Here is a 16814-nt window from a genome sequence, read left to right on the forward strand (position 1 = left end):
ACTCAATCTCCTTTGGGCTTACCCGTTTTCGGGCCGCCTTTTGCCTGTTGATTGGCGAGATGCGCTTCCCAAAGATCGGGCCGCCGCTCGCGAGTGGTCTCTTCACGCATACTGGACCGCCACTGGGCCACCTTCTTGTGGTCGCCCGACAGCAGCACCTCGGGGATATCCAGTCCTTCGAACGTCCGCGGTCGCGTGTACTGCGGATGCTCGAGGAGACCGTCCTCGAAGCTTTCTTCCTGCGTGCTCTCGAAATTGCCCAGAACCCCTGGAGCCAATCGAACGCACGCCTCGATCACGACCATTGCCGCCGCCTCGCCACCGGCAAGGACCGCGTCTCCGACCGAGACCTCCTCGAACCCCCGGGCGTCGAGCACCCGCTGGTCCACCCCCTCGAAACGGCCGCACAGGACGATGACGCCCGGAGCCTTGGCCCATTCCTTGACGCGCGCCTGGGTCAGGGGCCGACCCCGGGCGCTCATGTACAAAAGCGGCCGCCCACCGACCTCCACGCTGTCCAGCGCGGCGGCGATGACGTCCGCTTTGAGTACCGCTCCAACGCCGCCACCCGCGGGGGTGTCGTCGAGGAAGCCGCGCTTATCCTTGGAAAACCCCCGAATGTCCAGTGTTTCCAATCGCCACAGGTCCTGCTCCTTCCACGACGTGCCGATCAGCGAGACGCCGAGCGGGCCGGGAAAGGCCTCGGGGAACATGGTCAGGACGGTGGCGGTGAACGGCATGGGCGCTGCATAGCGCCCAAAACCGCGAAAAACGAGAGGCTAGGCCTCTGTGGCTAGGTCAGGATGGTCTTGGGCAGAGGCTTTCCGGCCTCGGCGGGCATCAGCGGCGGGGTCAGCTTGACCGGCTCGCTGGTCGGACCGGCGGCCGGCGCGACGTGATGCACGGGAGCCACCGCCAGCACGGCGGCGGTGGTCAGGGTCGCGGCGACAAGCGCGGTACCGGCACGGATTTTCTTCCATGAAACCATGGGCCAGGGTCTTCCTGTGTTTCGGGTCGTTCAAACCAAAGCCCGGGAGAGGGGGAGGTTCCCGTTTTTGCGGCCGAGGCGAACGTCCTGCCTCTAGGCCAGGCAATTGACCTCGCCAAGGCGGCATTACGACGCGTCGGCCGCATTTCAGCGATCGCCGCTCTACGGAGCAAACCTTGCCAAAGGGTGTCAGCAGCGGGTCATCCAGGTCCGATTTCCGCGAGACGACCGGGGTCTGATTGCTCGATAGTCCGGCCGCCAATCCTTCGGAGCCGCCGCCATGACCACCCCCGCCGACCGCTTCCACGCCCTGCACGCCGGCCCCGACGTGCTGGTCATTCCCAACGCCTGGGACGCGGCCAGCGCCGCCCTGATGGAGGGCGCCGGCGCCAAGGCCGTGGCCACCTCCAGCGCCGCCGTGGCCTGGGCGCGAGGCTACGCCGACGGCGACGCGGTTCCCGTGGCGGCCGTGATCGACACCGTCGCCGGCATCGCCCGGGTCGTGTCGGTTCCCGTCACGGCCGACATCGAGGGCGGCTACACCGACGACCTGTCGACCCTGGCCGAGACGATCAAGGCGGTGGTCGGCGCGGGCGCGGTCGGGATCAATTTCGAGGACGGTCGCCGCGATCCGACGCTTCACGCCCGCAAGATCGAGACCGCCCGCGCCGCCGCCGACCAGGCGGGCGTCAACCTTTTCATCAACGCCCGCACCGACGTCTATCTGGCCGGGCTGGCCGAGGGCGAGACGGCCGTGGCCGAGACCCTGCGCCGCGCGGCGCTCTACGCCCAGGCCGGGGCGAGCGGGATCTTCGTGCCGCTGCCGATCGAGGAGGACCTGCTGTCGCGGCTGGCCGCCGGCGTCGCCCTGCCGCTCAACGTCATGGGCCGCCCCGGCATGCCCTCGGCCGGCCGCCTGGCGCAGCTGGGCGTGCGCCGCCTCAGCTCGGCCACAGGCCCGTTCAACGCCGCCTATGGCGCGATGCTGACGGGGACCTGGACGTTCCTGGCGGATGGCGACACCACCGGCTACGCCGCGTTCGGCAAGGACCTGCCCAACCTGAACGCCCGCTTCGGCTAGGGCTTGGCGGGCGGGGCGGGCGGCGTGGCGGCCTGTGCGGATTCCGGCATGAGGAAGCGGATCGGCAGGGTGATGCGCAGGCCCTCGACGGTGTCGCCCTCCGTGGTCCAGGGATTCATCGCCATCAGCTTGGCCGCCTCCAGGGCCGCCGCGCCGAAATCGAGCGCGGCCGGCTCTTCGCGTTTGACCATGCAATCCACCAGGCGTCCGCCGGCGTCCACGGCGCAGCTGACCACGCCCAGGCCGGTGGTCGCATTGGCCTTGACCGCCGCCTGCGGATAGATCGCGGCCATGCCGTCGGTGGTCAGGGTGACGGTCCAGCGGGGGCTGGTCAGCTTGCGCGTGTCGGGCAGGGCCGGGTCGCGAAAGCGGAAGGGCACGTCGACGCTGAGATTCCGCAGGAGCTTGGTTTCATCGGGCTTCACATTGATCTTGAAGTCGCGCGAAAGCGCCTTGGCGGCCTTTCCGAACCCCTTGCCCGAAGGGGCTTCGGAGATGACGTCGCAGCTCTTTAGGGTACCCTCGACGGCGATCGAGCAGCGCAAGGCGGCCTGCCCCGAGGCCAGGCCCTTGGCCTCCTGGGGCCAGGCGGCGCGCACCTGTTCGAAGCTTGGCACGACCGACCACGGCGGATCGATGATCAGGCTGCGGCCTCCGAAGCTGGCGCCGGTGTCGGGGCTGAGGCCCGACATGTCCCAGTTGATCGGAATGGTCACCTCGCCGCCGGCCACGGGCTTTCCGCCGCGAATCTTGGGCGACAGCTTGAACTGCGGCGCCAACTGCAGCGCCGCCGCGCCGAAGCCGAAGTCGACGGGGCTTTCTGTCAGCACCTTGCAGCGGTCCAGGAAGCCCTCGATCGTCACCTGGCATTGGATGACGGCCTTGCCGGCCCGCGCCGTCTTCAGGGCTTTGGTGGGAAAGGCCGTGGCGAGGGCCTCGGCCGTGGGCTTTCGCACCCAATCAGGATTGGAATCGCCGGGAGCCAGGAAGCCGAAGCCGGACTCGAAGCGCTTGCCGACGATCGAGACGCCCTGGGCGTCCTTGGTCTTGACGCGCTCCTTGGTGACCAGAGCCAGGGCCGCCTCGCCAAAGCCCATGCCGGCGGGGTCTTCGCCGATGACCTTGCAGTCGACCTCGCGGCCCTCTTCGTCGGCGGTGCAGTCGAGCAGCGCCTCGCCCGAGATTTTCTTTTCGAAGGCCGCCTTGGGATAGACCGCGGCCCGCTCGGCCGGGGTGACCTGTCGCGCCGTCTGGGGATGGACCTTCTCATCGGCCGCGCTCGCCACGCCGCTGAACGCCGCCGTGGCGAGCGCCGCCAGAACCCAAACCTTCATGACGCCCCCGAATATACTGGGCTGCGGTCCGATCACTTGCAGCCTAGGGGCGAATCTACAGCGCCTCTCGTCGAAGCGCCACCGTGCACGGGACGCGTCTTGAGGTGTTCCCGCGCGGGCCTCGACCGCCTATCTTCCGGCCATGACCGACACGCTCGCGCCCGATTCCGCCACACCCCCTCTGCCGACCGAGGCGGAGGCAGACCGTCCGCTGACCCAGGACGGCCCCGCCGTGCGGCTGTTCCTGGTCGACGGCTCGGCCTATCTGTTCCGCGCCTATCACGCGCTGCCGCCGCTGACCCGCAAGAGCGACGGCCTGCCGGTCGGCGCGGTCCAGGGCTTCTGCAACATGTTGTGGAAGCTGATGCGCGACATGCAGGGCGATGCGCCCACGCACCTGGCGGTGATCTGGGATCACTCGGAAAAGACGTTCCGCAACCAGCTCTACGACAAGTACAAGGCCCATCGCCCGCCGCCGCCGGAAGACCTGATCCCGCAATTCCCGCTGGTGCGCGAGGCCACCCGCGCCTTCGGCGTGCCGGCCATCGAGCTACCCGGCTACGAGGCCGACGACCTGATCGCCGCCTATGCCTGTAAGGTCCGCGACATGGGCGGCGAGGCGGTGATCGTCTCGTCCGACAAGGACCTGATGCAGCTGGTCGGCGAGGGCGTTTCGATGTTCGACCCGATGAAGGGCGTGCGCATCGACCGCGAGCAGGTGTTCGAGAAGTTCGGCGTCTATCCCGAGCGGGTGGTCGACGTGCAGTCGCTGTGCGGCGACAGCGTCGACAACGTGCCGGGCGCGCCGGGCATCGGCATCAAGACCGCCGCCCAGCTGATCAACGAATACGGCGATCTGGACACGCTGCTGGAGCGCGCGGGCGAGATCAAGCAGCCCAAGCGCCGCGAGACCCTGATCGAATTCGCCGACCAGATCCGCCTGTCACGCCAGCTGGTGAAGCTGGACTGCGACACGCCGTTGCCCGAGCCGGTCGACGACCTGGTGGTGCGCGAGCCCGACAAGCAGGTGCTGGCCGACTTCCTGGAGCTGATGGAGTTTCGTAGCCTGGCCCGCCGGGTCGGCGACGGCAATGCGGCGGCCTCGCCCCGCACCCTGGATCGCCCCGTCAGCGCGCCGACCGCGCCGGTTCTGGGCGTGTCCTACATGGGCGCGGCCGCCCGGGCCGCCGCCAATCCCGTGGCCGAGCCGGCGACCATCGACCATGCCGCCTATGTCCGCATCCAGGATATCGAGACCCTGAACGCCTGGGTCGCCAAGGCCGCGGCCAAGGGGATCGTCGCCTTCGACACCGAGACCGACGCCCTGTCGTCGGCCACCGCCGGCCTGTGCGGGGTGTCGCTGGCCATCGCGCCGGGCGAGGCCTGCTACATCCCCGTGGGCCACTGCGAGAAGGACGGCCTGGCCCTGGAGGCCGCCGCCGACCTGGTGCAGATCCCGCTGGACCAGGCGATCGCCGCCCTGAAGCCGCTGCTGGAAGATCCGGCGGTGCTGAAGATCGCGCAGAACGCCAAGTACGACATCGCCGTCCTGGCCCGCCACGGCATCGCCGTGGGTCCGATCGAGGACACCATGCTGATCAGCTACGTGCTGGAAGCGGGCCTGCACGGCCACGGCATGGACGAGCTGTCGGAGCTGCACCTGGGCCACAAGCCCATTCCGTTCAAGCAGGTGGCGGGCAGCGGCAAGGGCCAGATCAGCTTCAAGCACGTGGGCCTAGCCGAAGCCACGGCCTACGCCGCCGAGGACGCCGACGTCACCCTGCGGCTCTACAACGTGCTCAAGCCGCGCCTGGCCGCCGAAGGCCTGCTGACGGTGTACGAGACCCTGGAACGCCCGCTGCCCACTGTGCTGGCGGCGATGGAGAACGACGGCATCCGCGTCGATCCCGACACCCTGCGCCGGCTCTCCAACGAGTTCTCAATGCGCATGGCCGAGTTCGAGGCCAAGGCCCAGGAGATCGTCGGCCGTCCGTTCAACCTGGGCAGCCCCAAGCAGATCGGCGACGTCTTGTTCGGCGAGATGCAGATGAAGGGCGGCAAGAAGACCGCCACCGGCCAATGGTCGACCGACAGCGACGTGCTGGAGACCCTGGCCAATGAGCACGAGCTGCCGCGCGTGCTGCTGGACTGGCGCCAGCTGTCCAAGCTGAAGGGCACCTATACCGAGAACCTGATCGCGGCCATCGCGCCGGGCGGCGGCAACCGGGTGCACACTTCCTACGCCCTGGCCTCGACCACGACGGGCCGTCTGTCGTCGTCGGACCCGAACCTGCAGAACATCCCGATCCGCACCGAGGAAGGCCGCAAGATCCGCAAGGCCTTCGTGGCCGCGCCGGGCAAGGTGCTGATCAGCGCCGACTACAGCCAGATCGAACTGCGCCTGCTGGCCCACATCGGCGACATCCCGCAACTCAAGAAGGCCTTCCAGGAGGGCCTGGACATCCACGCCATGACCGCGTCGGAAATGTTCAACGTGCCGATCGAGGGCATGCCGTCGGAAGTGCGTCGCCGGGCCAAGGCCATCAATTTCGGCATCGTCTACGGCATCAGCGCGTTCGGCCTGGCCAACCAGCTGTCGATCCCGCAGGGCGAGGCCGGAGCCTATATCAAGACCTATTTCGAGCGCTTCCCCGGCATCCAGGCCTATATGGAGGCGACGAAAGCCTTCGTGCGCGAGCACGGCTACGTCACCACCATCTTCGGGCGGAAGATCAACATCCCCGACATCGGCGGCAAGTCGGTGGCCCACCGGCAGTTCGCCGAGCGGGCGGCGATCAACGCCCCGATCCAGGGCGCGGCCGCCGACGTCATGCGCCGGGCGATGATCCGCATGCCGGGCGCGCTGAAGGCGGCCGGCCTGTCCTCGCGCATGCTGCTGCAGGTGCACGACGAACTGGTCTTCGAGGCGCCCGAAGCCGAGGCCGAGGCCACGATCGCCGTCGCCCGCGAGATCATGCAGAACGCCGCCGAGCCGGCCGTGGCCATCTCGGTGCCGCTGACGGTCGAGGCGAGAGCCGCCGCCAACTGGGATGAGGCCCACTAAAGGCGAATTATTTTTGCACGAAGGCGTATGCCGCCTGAGGTGGAGCGCTCCAGCGATGGAGCGCTCAAGCCCAGAGCTTATACAATCTTGGATCAACCTTCCGTAACGGAAGGTTGGAGCTAACCAAGTATAGTTTCCTCAAGTGCGACGTTGCGCCACAGTACAGTTAATGTCGTGGAAACCCTGGTTCGGTCAGAGGTGGCTCATACGACGCACTCTTCCGGCTGCATCCTAAATACCCGTGGTCTATGAAGTTTTGCGTCGCGACCCTGATGGAGAGCGACCATGCGCTTTGGCGACCTGAAAATTCCGCACAAGCTGCTGGCTGTGTTCGCCGTGATGCTCACGACCATCGTGGTCATGGGCGTGACGCTCTTCATCAACCAGATGGACTATGAAGGATCGGTCGCGCGGACCGAGCGGGCCTATGAGTCCTTGCGCGCCGCCGACACCGCCGCCTTCCGCCTGACCCGGCAAGAGAACTCACTGCGAGGCTTCCTGCTCTCGGGCGACGAATATTACGTCAAGCGCCTGGAAGAGGCTCACAAGCCCAAGTTCCTGGCCGCTCTGGACGATCTGCGCAAGCTGGCCAACGGCGACGAGGGCGACCTGAACCGCATCGCCGCCGTCGACGCCGCCTATGCCGACTATCGCAAGCTGGCCATCGAGCCCGGCGAGGCCCTGGGCCGCGATCCGGCCACCCACGAGCAGGCCGTCGAACTGGTCAAGCACGACGGCGTCGCCGACAAGGCCGTGACGCCGGTCGAGGACGCCATCGAAGCCATCACCAAGGACGCCGAGGCCGTTCTGGCCACCGAAGCCGCCGCTCAGAAGCAGGCGTCTATGGAGACCACCCTGGCCCTGATCATCGGCATCGGCGTCACGATCGCCATCGCCGTCGGTGGCGGCCTGCTGCTGACGGGCGGCATCGCCGGTCCGGTCGCGGCCATGACGGCGGCCATGCGCCGCCTGGCCTCGGGCGACAACGGCGTCGTCATCCCCGCCACGGGCCGCAAGGACGAGATCGGCGAGATGGCCGCCGCCGTGGCCACCTTCAAGGAAGCCGCGATCGAGAAGATCCGCATCGAAGGCGCCGCCGCCACCCAGCGCCAGGCCGCCGACGCCGAGCGCGCCGCCGTGGCCGACGAGAAGGCCGAGGTCGAGCGCACCGACGCCGTCGCCATCGGCGCCCTCAACGAGGCGCTGGACCGCCTGGCCGGGGGCGACCTGACCCACCGCATCACCATTCCCTTCCAGCCCAAGGCCGAAAGCCTGAAGGCCAACTTCAACGCCGCCGCCGACCGCATGCAGGACGCGATGAAGGCCATCGCCGTCGCCACCGGCGGGGTCAGCAGCGGCAGCGACGAGATCGCCTCGGCCTCGGATGACCTGTCGCGCCGCACCGAGCAGCAGGCCGCCTCGCTGGAGGAAACCGCCGCCGCCCTGGACGAGATCACCGCCACGGTCCGCAAGACCGCCGCCGGCGCCAAGGAAGCCTCGACCGTTGTCGCCACCGCGCGCGGCGACGCCGAGAAGTCCGGCAAGATCGTCGCCCAGGCCGTCAGCGCCATGACCGAGATCGAGACCTCGTCCAACCAGGTCAGCCAGATCATCGGCGTGATCGATGAGATCGCCTTCCAGACCAACCTGCTGGCCCTGAACGCCGGCGTCGAGGCGGCCCGAGCCGGCGAGGCCGGTCGCGGTTTCGCGGTGGTCGCCCAGGAAGTGCGGGCCCTGGCCCAGCGCTCGGCCGACGCGGCCAAGGAAATCAAGACCCTGATCTCGACCTCGACGGCCCAGGTCGAGACCGGGGTGGACCTGGTGGGCCAGACCGGCCAGGCCCTGCAGCGCATCGTCGATCAGGTCGCGTCGATCGACGCCCTGGTCAACGAGATCTCCGCCTCGGCCACCGAGCAGTCGACCGGCCTGCACGAGGTCAACACCGCCGTGAACCAGATGGACCAGGTGGTTCAGCAGAACGCCGCCATGGTCGAGCAGGCCACGGCCGCCACCCACTCGCTGAAGGGCGAGGCCAACGAGCTGTCGGCCCTGGTCAGCCGCTTCAAGGTCGGCGCCGAAGGCATGGCCGCCCCGGCCCCGCGCGCCAGCGCCCCGGCCCGTCCCAGCACCGCCGTCCGCCCCGGTCGCGCCGCCGCGCCGGTCTCGCGCGGCAACACCGCCCTGGCCACCAAGGTCGAGGACTGGGAAGAGTTCTGATTGCCGTCCCCCTAAGAAGGGGGAGCGATCGGATACCGAAGGCTCCCTGGATTGCCCCCGGGGAGCCTTTTTCTTTGGCGGCTTGGCTAGTACCAGCCCGCCTCGCGCAGGGTCCGCGCATAGGCCCGGCTGACGGGGGCTTCGACGCCGCTTTTCAGGGTCAGGACAGCGCGGCCGTCGCCGCGCCGAGCGTCCTGGATCGCCGCCTTGGCCACCCACCAGGAGCGATGGGTCTGGGCGCCTTCGACGCCTTCCAGCTCGGCCACCGCGTCCGACAGGCGCAGCAGGATCAGGTCCTGGCCCTTGGAAGTATGCAGGCGCAGATAGTGGTCCTCGGCCTCGACGGCGTAGATCTCGCCGCCGCGCAGCTTTGGCGGCAGGCGCTCCAGGAAGCGAGGCGGCGGGGCCTCGGGCGGGGCGGCGTGGGTCGTAACCGTCCGCCGCGTGGCCAGCATCATCAGGGTGGTCATGCCGGCGGTCATGATCAGGGTGACGCCCAGATACGCGCCGACCACGCGCGGCGTCGGGGTCGGACGGCCCGCCGCGAACCAGACCAGCGCCGCGAACGTCGGCGTCAGCAGGGCCACGATGATCAGGCCGCGCGGCCAGGTCGAGTCCAGGTCCGGCCACAGCCAGGTGACGCCCTTGGCGATTGTGTTGCCCAGCACCGCGCCCAGGGCTGACAACGCCATCCAGTAGAGGACGCGCGGGACGAACGGCATGTCGCCGGTGCCCAGGGCGCCGATCGCGGCCAGGAAGGCGCCGGCCAGCACGCCCACCAGCAGCGGGCGCAGGTAGGTCTTCAGGAACGTGGCCGTTGACGCTTCGCCAATGGCGGCGGGCCGCCGTTCACGCACTGTCGACGCTGTCTCACGCACCTTCGGATGACCCCTGACGCCGCCGATCCTAAGCCGGACCCGACCTTGATCGCCCTTATCACGCCGCGATCGCTTCGGGAGAAACAAGATGTCCGAACAGAGCCCGACCTTCGGCCGAGCCCGTATCCTGCGCAACCTGCTGATCGGCGCGGGGGTCACCCTGGTCCTGACGATCGGCGTCGGCATGGCGCGCGGCTACGGGCCGCTCGCCACGTTGAAGAGCTTCCTGCACGCCCACGGCCGCCCGCACGCGCCGAACTTCGGCCTGCTGGCGGCCGCGCCGATCCAGATCCAGTTGCACGTCGCCGCCGTCACGATCGCCCTGGGGATCGGCGTGGCGCTACTGGCCGGCGTGAAAGGAAACACGGTCCACCGCACCCTGGGCTGGATCTGGGTGGTGGCCATGGCCACGGCGGCGATCTCGTCGCTGTTCATCCACCGCGCCAGCGCCGGGCACTTCAGCTTCCTGCACCTGTTCGCCGGCTGGACCCTGATCGCCCTGCCCATGGGGGTGTTCGCCGCCCGCAAGCACAACATCCGGCTGCACGGCCGGACGATGACGGGGCTGTTCGTCGGCGGCCTTCTGATCGCCGGGGCCGCCGCCTTCCTGCCCGGCCGGCTGATGTGGCAGATCGCGTTCGGCTGAGCGCGTGCGCTTGCCAGGTCCGCGCCGCCAGGCCTACGAACGGTCCAGCAACGCGGACCCTCCACCATGACGTCGCAAGTTCGAGCGCCCCGCGCCCAGCCCGCCGCTCCCAAGTCCGCCTCGGGCGCCAAGCCGGCGGGGCGGGGGCGGCCCGCCAAGGCCACGGGACGGGACCTGAAGGAGAGCATCCTCGACGCCGCCGAGGGACTGTTCGCGCGCCACGGCTTCCACGGCGTCACCATCCGCCAGGTCGCCGCCGAGGCCGGCGTCGACACCGCCCTGATCCACTACTATTTCGGCGCCAAGCGCGAGCTGTTCGACGCGGTGTTCCTGCGCCGCGCCGAGATCCTCAACACCGCCCGCGGCCTGTCGATGGACGCCTACGAGAAGACCCACCCGGGGACCATGACGGTCGAGGGGGTGATCGAGGCCTTCATCGAGCCCCTGTTGCGCATCTCCCAGGATGGCGGCCAGGGGTGGAAGAGCTATTTCGCCCTGGTAGCCCAGGTGAACAACACCCCGGCCTGGGGCGGCGAGACCATGGCGCGGTTCTTCGATCCCGTCGTCCATCGCCTGGTCGAGACCCTGAAGGTGGTCCGTCCGGACGCGGCGTATCGCGATCTGTACTGGAGCTACCAGTTCCTGACCGGCTCGATGATGCTGGCCCTTTCGGAGACCGGCCGCATCGACTCGCTGTCGGAGGGGCTGTGCCATTCCAGCGATCTCCCCGCGGTGCGGGCCCGACTGTTCGCCTACTGCGCCGCCGGCTTCGAGGCGGTGATCGCCCGCGCGCCGAAGGGCTGATCGCGATATCCGGATCGGGACTGGGGCGAATGGGCGCACCACCAAAAACGCCACCGTTCCGACATGTTCAGGTTACAAGTGCCGGCTAGCGAACGCGGGACTGCGAATATGGGCGACGACAGGCATATCTTTCACGACCCCACCGGGCGCCGTGATCGACAAATGCGGCTGATCCTGGGGATTACGCTTTCGGCCCTGGCCGCGATCGTCGCGGCCTTCCTGGCGACCCTGGCCTTCGCCCCGCGCCTGCCGTCGGTGGCCTTGCAAGACCCGCATGTGCTGTCGTCGCTGCACAAGGAATCGGCGCACCGGCTCAAGCCCGAACTGGCCTGGCGCAAGGTGCCGCACCCGACCGCCGCCCAGGGGGGCGCGTCCCAGGTGCGGCCGATCAGCGTCGGCTTCTATGTCAGCTGGGACGAGGACTCCCGCGAGTCCCTGCGCCGCAACATCGACAAGTTGGACGTGGTCTCGCCGCAATGGGTGGCGCTGAAGGGGCCGGGCGGCGACATCGTGGTCGACGACGATCCGCAGGGCGTGGCCCGCATCGCCGCCGCGCCCAACCATCCGGCCGTGCTGCCGCTGGTGCACAACTCGGCCAACGCCGCCTTCAACGGGCCGATGGCCGACGCCCTGCTGGCCGACCCGGCCGCGCGCGCCAAGCTGATCGCCAGCCTGGCCGACCTGGCCGTCAAGCGCGGCTATGGCGGCTATGTCTTCGACCTGGAGAGCCTGTCGCCCAAGGGGCTGGTGAACTATCCCAAGCTGCTGGACGAGGCGCGGGCGGCCTTGAAGCCGCAGGGCCGCGAGGTCTGGGTCACCGCGCCGTTCGACGAGGAAGGCTGGCCGCTCAAGAAACTGCAGGACGCGTCCGACACCTTGCTGCTGATGGCCTACGACCAGCACTACGCCCAGGGCGATCCCGGGCCCAACGCCGGCCAGGACTGGTACGAGAGCGAGCTGGCCAAGCGCTTCAAGAGTCTGGACCCGGCCCGCACGATCCTGGCCCTGGGCGCCTACGGCTATGACTGGACCCTGAAGAAGAACGGCAAGCCCGCCTCGGGCGCGCCGGCCACCTTTCACGAGGCGATCCGCAACGCCCAGGACGCCGGCGCGACCATCGACATGGACGATGACGCCCTGAACCCGACCTACAACTATCAGGACGACAACGGCGACGACCACGAGGTCTGGTTCCTGGACGCCATCACCCTGTTCAACGAGGTGAAGGTCACCGACGCCTGGAAGCCGCGCGGCTATGGCCTGTGGCGGATGGGCATGGAGGATCCGGGCGTATGGAGCGTGCTGGGCAAGCCCTACGGCCAGGCCTCGGCCGCCGGCCTGACCCGCATCCCTGGCGGCCAGAGCGTCGACTTCGACGGCGGCGGCGAGGTGCTGCGCGTCGAGGGCCTGCCCACCCCCGGCAAGCGGACCCTGGAGTTCGACTCCGACACCGGCCTGATCTCGGACCAGACCTACGACGTCCTGCCCAGCTCCTATGTGATCCAGCGCTACGGCCAGAAGCCGGGCCTGGTGGCCCTGACCTTTGACGACGGTCCCGACGCGCGCTGGACGCCGAAGATCCTCGACATCCTCAAGGCCAAGAACGCGCCCGCCACCTTCTTCGTGATCGGCGAGAACATGCAGACCCGGCCCGACCTGGTGAAGCGCGAGGTCGCCGAGGGTCATGACGTGGGCAGCCACACCTGGACCCATCCCAATATCGGCGAGACGCCGATCGCCCAGACCGATGTCGAGCTGAACGCCACCCAGCGCCTGTTCGAGGTGATCACCGGCCGCTCGATGCGCCTGTTCCGTCCGCCGTTCTTCGGCGACGCCGAGCCCTCGACCCCGCACGAGGTGGCGCCGTTGGTGATCGCCCAGGAGCTGGGCTACCTGATCGTTGGCCTGCGGATCGACACCGACGACTGGCAGAAGCCGCCGCCCCAGGCGATCATCGACCGCGCCCTGGAGCGCCTGGACCATCCCGGCGACCGGCCGGGCCAGGTGGTGCTGCTGCACGACGCCGGCGGCAACCGCGCCAACACCGTCAAGGCCCTGCCGGAGCTGATCGACCAGATCCGGGCGCGGGGCTATCGGCTGGTCACGGTCGGCGAGCTGGCTGGCATGACCCCGGCCCAGACCATGCCGGTCAGCGACCGCGACCCGCTGGCGCTGGCGCTGGACCGGATCGGCTTTGGCATGTTCCGCATGGTGAAGATCGGGCTCGCCGCGCTGTTCATCACCGCCATCGCCCTGGGCATGGCGCGGCTGGTGTTCCTGGCCTGCCTGGCCCTGGTCCATCGCTGGACGCACGAAAGCCCCGAGAGCCTCGATCCCGAGACCGGGCCGCTGGTCAGCGTGCTGATCCCCTGCTTCAACGAGGAGAAGGTGATCGCCGCCTCGGTGGCGCGGATCCTGGAATCGGAGTGGAAGAACCTCGAGGTTCTGGTGCTGGACGACGGCTCCAAGGACAACACCGCCGAGGAAGTGCGCCGCGCCCATGGCGACAATCCGCGCGTGACGCTGCTGAGCTTCGAGAACGGCGGCAAGGCGCGGGCGGTCAATCGCGGCCTGGCCGTGGCCAAGGGCGAGTACGTCGTGGCCCTGGACGCCGACACGCTGTTTCCGCCCAAGACCATTGGACGCCTCGTCCGCTGGTTCCAGGACCCCACCATCGGCGCCGTGGCCGGCAACGCCATCGTCGGCAACCGGGTCAATATCGTCACCCGCTGGCAGGCCCTGGAATATGTCACCGCCCAGAACCTGGAGCGCCGCGCCCTGGCGACCCTGGGGGCGGTGACCGTGGTGCCGGGCGCCGTCGGCGCCTGGCGCAAGAGCGTGCTGGACGACCTGGGCGGCTATCCGTCCGACACCCTGGCCGAGGACCAGGACCTGACCATCGCCTGCCAGCGCGCGGGCTGGAAGGTGGCCTTCGATCCCGCCGCCCAGGCCTTCACCGAGGCGCCCGACACGGTCGGCGGTCTGCTCAAGCAGCGCTTCCGCTGGTCGTTCGGCACCCTGCAGTGCGTGTGGAAGCACCGTGGGGCGCTGTTCAATCCCAAGACCCCAGCCCTGGGCTTCGTGGCCCTGCCGCAGATCTGGCTGTTCCAGATCCTCTTGGCCGTCGCCGCGCCGCTGGTCGACCTGGCGGTGGTCTGGAGCCTGATCTCCGGCGTCTACGGCGCCGTGGCCCACCCGGTGGAATGGTCGCCGGACGACACCTTCCGCAGCCTGCTCTACTGGGCGGTGTTCATCCTAGTCGACCTGTCGGCCGGCGCGTTGGGCATGGCTTTGGAGAAGCGCGCGCCCTGGGCCGACCTGCCGTACCTGCCGGTTCAGCGCTTCGGCTACCGCCAGCTGATGTACTACGTGGTGGTCAAGTCGGTGCTGACGGCCGCGCGCGGCGGGCGAGTCGGCTGGGGCAAACTGGAGCGGCGGGCCACCGCGACGGTCAAGATGGGGGAATGACAAGGCTGTCATTCCGTTTGGTGACTGGTAGCGGTAACTTATTCGCATCGCCCCCGCGGGGAGTTTGACCTTCCGTGCGCCGATGTTCGCCGAAAAAGTCCAAGCTGTTCCGGGGTTGAGCGACATCCACCCACTTTTTCAAATGAGCCGAACAATCGGTCCAAGCGCGGTTGCGCCTGCGAAATCACACTCCTATAACCCGGCCACAATTTCAGAAGCCGTCGTCGAGACCGGTCCCTCATGAACATCCACGAACACCAAGCCAAAGCCGTCCTCGCAGAGTTCGGCGCCCCTGTTCCACGCGGCTATCCCGCCTTCACCCCCGAGGAGGCCGTCGCCGCCGCTGAAAAGCTGGGTGGTCCGGTGTTCGTCGTGAAGTCCCAGATCCACGCCGGTGGCCGTGGCAAGGGCAAGTTCGAGGGCCTGGGCCCCGACGCCAAAGGCGGCGTCCGCGTCGTCAAGTCGGTCGCCGACGTGAAGGCTTCGGCCGAGGAAATGCTCGGCCGCGTGCTGGTGACCCACCAGACCGGCCCCAAGGGCAAGCAGGTCAACCGCCTCTACATCGAAGAAGGCGCGGCGATCGCCAAGGAATTCTACCTGTCGCTGCTGGTCGACCGCGAGACCTCGATGGTTTCGGTGGTCGCCTCGACCGAAGGCGGCATGGACATCGAGGACGTGGCCCACGCCACCCCCGAAAAGATCCATAGCTTCTCGATCGACCCCGCCACCGGCGTGTGGCCGACCCACCAGCGCGCGCTGGCCAAGGCCCTGGGCCTGACCGGCGGTTTGGCCAAGGAAGCCGCGACCCTGCTGACGCAGCTCTATACGGCGTTCCTGGCCAAGGACATGGCCATGCTGGAGATCAACCCGCTGATCGTCACCGCCGACGAACACCTGCGGGTCCTGGACGCCAAGCTGTCGTTCGACGGCAACAGCCTGTACCGCCACGCCGACATCAAGGCGCTGCGCGACGAGAGCGAAGAAGACCCCAAGGAAATCGAAGCCTCCAAGCACGACCTGGCCTACATCGCCCTGGACGGCGAAATCGGCTGCATGGTCAACGGCGCGGGCCTGGCCATGGCCACCATGGACATCATCAAGCTGTACGGCGCCGAGCCGGCCAACTTCCTGGATGTCGGCGGCGGCGCCAACAAGGAGAAGGTCACCGCGGCCTTCAAGATCATCACCGCCGACCCGGCCGTCAAAGGCATCCTGGTCAACATCTTCGGCGGCATCATGCGCTGCGACATCATCGCGGAAGGCGTCATCGCCGCCGTGAAGGAAGTGGGCCTGAAGGTTCCGCTGGTCGTGCGCCTGGAAGGCACCAACGTCGAGCTGGGCAAGAAAATCATTTCGGAAAGCGGCCTGAACGTCATCGCCGCCAACGACCTGTCGGACGGGGCCGAGAAGATCGTCGCCGCTGTCAAAGGGGCTGCGTAACTCTCATGTCCATCCTCATCGGATCTGAAACCAAGGTCATCACCCAGGGCTTCACCGGCGCCCAGGGCACGTTCCACTCGGAACAGGCGATCGCCTACGGCACCAAGCTGGTCGGCGGCGTGACCCCCGGCAAGGGCGGCCAGACCCACATCGGCCTGCCGGTGTTCGACACGGTCGGCGAAGCCAAGGAAGCCACCGGCGCCGACGCCACCGCGATCTACGTCCCGCCGCCCTTCGCGGCCGACTCGATCCTGGAAGCCATCGACGCGGAAATCCCGCTGATCATCTGCATCACCGAAGGCATCCCGGTGCTGGACATGGTCAAGGTGAAGAAGGCCCTGCAAGGCAGCAAGTCGCGCCTGATCGGCCCGAACTGCCCCGGCGTCCTGACCCCGAACCAGTGCAAGATCGGCATCATGCCGGGTTCGATCTTCTCGAACGGCTCGGTCGGCGTCGTCTCGCGCTCGGGCACCCTGACCTATGAAGCCGTGTTCCAGACGACCAACGCTGGCCTGGGCCAGACCACGGCCGTCGGCATCGGCGGCGACCCGGTCAAGGGCACCGAGTTCATCGACATCCTCGAGCTGTTCCTGGCCGACGAAGCCACCAAGTCGATCGTCATGATCGGCGAAATCGGCGGCTCGGCCGAAGAAGAAGCGGCCCAGTTCCTGAAGGACGAAGCCAAGCGCGGCCGCAAGAAGCCCATGGTCGGCTTCATCGCCGGTCGCACGGCGCCTCCCGGCCGTCACATGGGCCACGCCGGCGCGATCATCTCGGGCGGCAAGGGCGGCGCGGAAGACAAGATCGCCGCGATGGAAGCCGCGGGCATCCGCGTCTCGCCGTCCCCGGCCAAGCTCGGCGAGACCCTCCTCGAGGTGCTCAAGGGCTAAGACG

12 protein-coding genes are annotated in these 16814 nt (G+C 68.3%); 8 read left to right on the forward strand and 4 right to left on the reverse strand.

Annotated features, from left to right (window positions below):
• Positions 1-2: 2 nt before the first annotated feature.
• Both trmD and G3M62_RS01700 read right to left on the reverse strand, forming a co-directional pair.
• Positions 3-740 (reverse strand): tRNA (guanosine(37)-N1)-methyltransferase TrmD, encoded by a 738-nt coding sequence (trmD, locus tag G3M62_RS01695; protein ID WP_165184202.1) that lies wholly within the window; start codon positions 738-740, stop codon positions 3-5.
• A 53-nt stretch (positions 741-793) separates the two neighbouring features.
• Complete coding sequence (locus tag G3M62_RS01700) at positions 794-988, reverse strand: hypothetical protein (protein ID WP_165184204.1); 195 nt, start codon at positions 986-988, stop codon at positions 794-796.
• 280 nt (positions 989-1268) lie between these two features.
• On the opposite strand from G3M62_RS01700, the gene G3M62_RS01705 reads away from it, so the two are divergent.
• Entirely contained in the window at positions 1269-2069 is an 801-nt protein-coding gene (locus G3M62_RS01705) for an isocitrate lyase/PEP mutase family protein (RefSeq protein WP_165184206.1), read from the forward strand.
• Here the strand turns inward: G3M62_RS01705 and G3M62_RS01710 are convergent.
• Positions 2066-3403 carry a TonB family protein gene (locus G3M62_RS01710; protein ID WP_165184207.1) on the reverse strand — a complete coding sequence of 446 codons (1338 nt, stop codon included), beginning with the start codon at positions 3401-3403 and terminating at the stop codon, positions 2066-2068. The two genes, G3M62_RS01705 and G3M62_RS01710, sit on opposite strands and share 4 nt — an antisense overlap.
• 142 nt (positions 3404-3545) lie before the next feature.
• Here G3M62_RS01710 and polA point away from each other — a divergent pair, with 142 nt between their 5' ends.
• A complete protein-coding gene (gene polA / locus G3M62_RS01715; protein ID WP_165184213.1) occupies positions 3546-6467 on the forward strand; it encodes a DNA polymerase I in 2922 nt (973 codons plus the stop codon).
• A 285-nt stretch (positions 6468-6752) separates the two neighbouring features.
• The gene (locus tag G3M62_RS01720; protein ID WP_165184220.1) at positions 6753-8684 is read left to right on the forward strand and encodes a methyl-accepting chemotaxis protein; all 1932 of its coding nucleotides are present in this window, start codon (positions 6753-6755) and stop codon (positions 8682-8684) included.
• Positions 8685-8770: 86 nt separating this feature from the next.
• Here the strand turns inward: G3M62_RS01720 and G3M62_RS01725 are convergent, their stop codons facing one another.
• On the reverse strand, positions 8771-9562 hold the full coding sequence (locus tag G3M62_RS01725) for a LytTR family DNA-binding domain-containing protein (RefSeq protein WP_246263427.1): 792 nt from the start codon (positions 9560-9562) through the stop codon (positions 8771-8773).
• 88 nt (positions 9563-9650) lie between these two features.
• On the opposite strand from G3M62_RS01725, the gene G3M62_RS01730 reads away from it, so the two are divergent.
• The 5 genes from G3M62_RS01730 to sucD all read left to right on the forward strand — a co-directional run bounded on the left by G3M62_RS01730 (position 9651) and on the right by sucD (position 16810).
• On the forward strand, positions 9651-10208 hold the full coding sequence (locus G3M62_RS01730) for a DUF2306 domain-containing protein (RefSeq protein ID WP_165184224.1): 558 nt from the start codon (positions 9651-9653) through the stop codon (positions 10206-10208).
• A 66-nt stretch (positions 10209-10274) separates the two neighbouring features.
• Complete coding sequence (locus G3M62_RS01735; protein WP_165184226.1) at positions 10275-11012, forward strand: TetR/AcrR family transcriptional regulator; 738 nt, start codon at positions 10275-10277, stop codon at positions 11010-11012.
• A 162-nt stretch (positions 11013-11174) separates the two neighbouring features.
• Positions 11175-14480 (forward strand): glycosyltransferase, encoded by a 3306-nt coding sequence (locus G3M62_RS01740; RefSeq protein ID WP_246263429.1) that lies wholly within the window; start codon positions 11175-11177, stop codon positions 14478-14480.
• Positions 14481-14720: 240 nt separating this feature from the next.
• Positions 14721-15920, forward strand: coding sequence for an ADP-forming succinate--CoA ligase subunit beta (gene sucC, locus G3M62_RS01745; protein ID WP_165184229.1), 1200 nt, complete (start codon positions 14721-14723; stop codon positions 15918-15920).
• Between the two features lie 5 nt (positions 15921-15925).
• On the forward strand, positions 15926-16810 hold the full coding sequence (sucD, locus tag G3M62_RS01750; protein WP_165184231.1) for a succinate--CoA ligase subunit alpha: 885 nt from the start codon (positions 15926-15928) through the stop codon (positions 16808-16810).
• The last annotated feature ends 4 nt before the right edge of the window (positions 16811-16814 follow it).

It is taken from the genome of Caulobacter soli (assembly GCF_011045195.1).
GTDB classification, from domain to species: Bacteria; Pseudomonadota; Alphaproteobacteria; order Caulobacterales; family Caulobacteraceae; genus Caulobacter; species Caulobacter soli.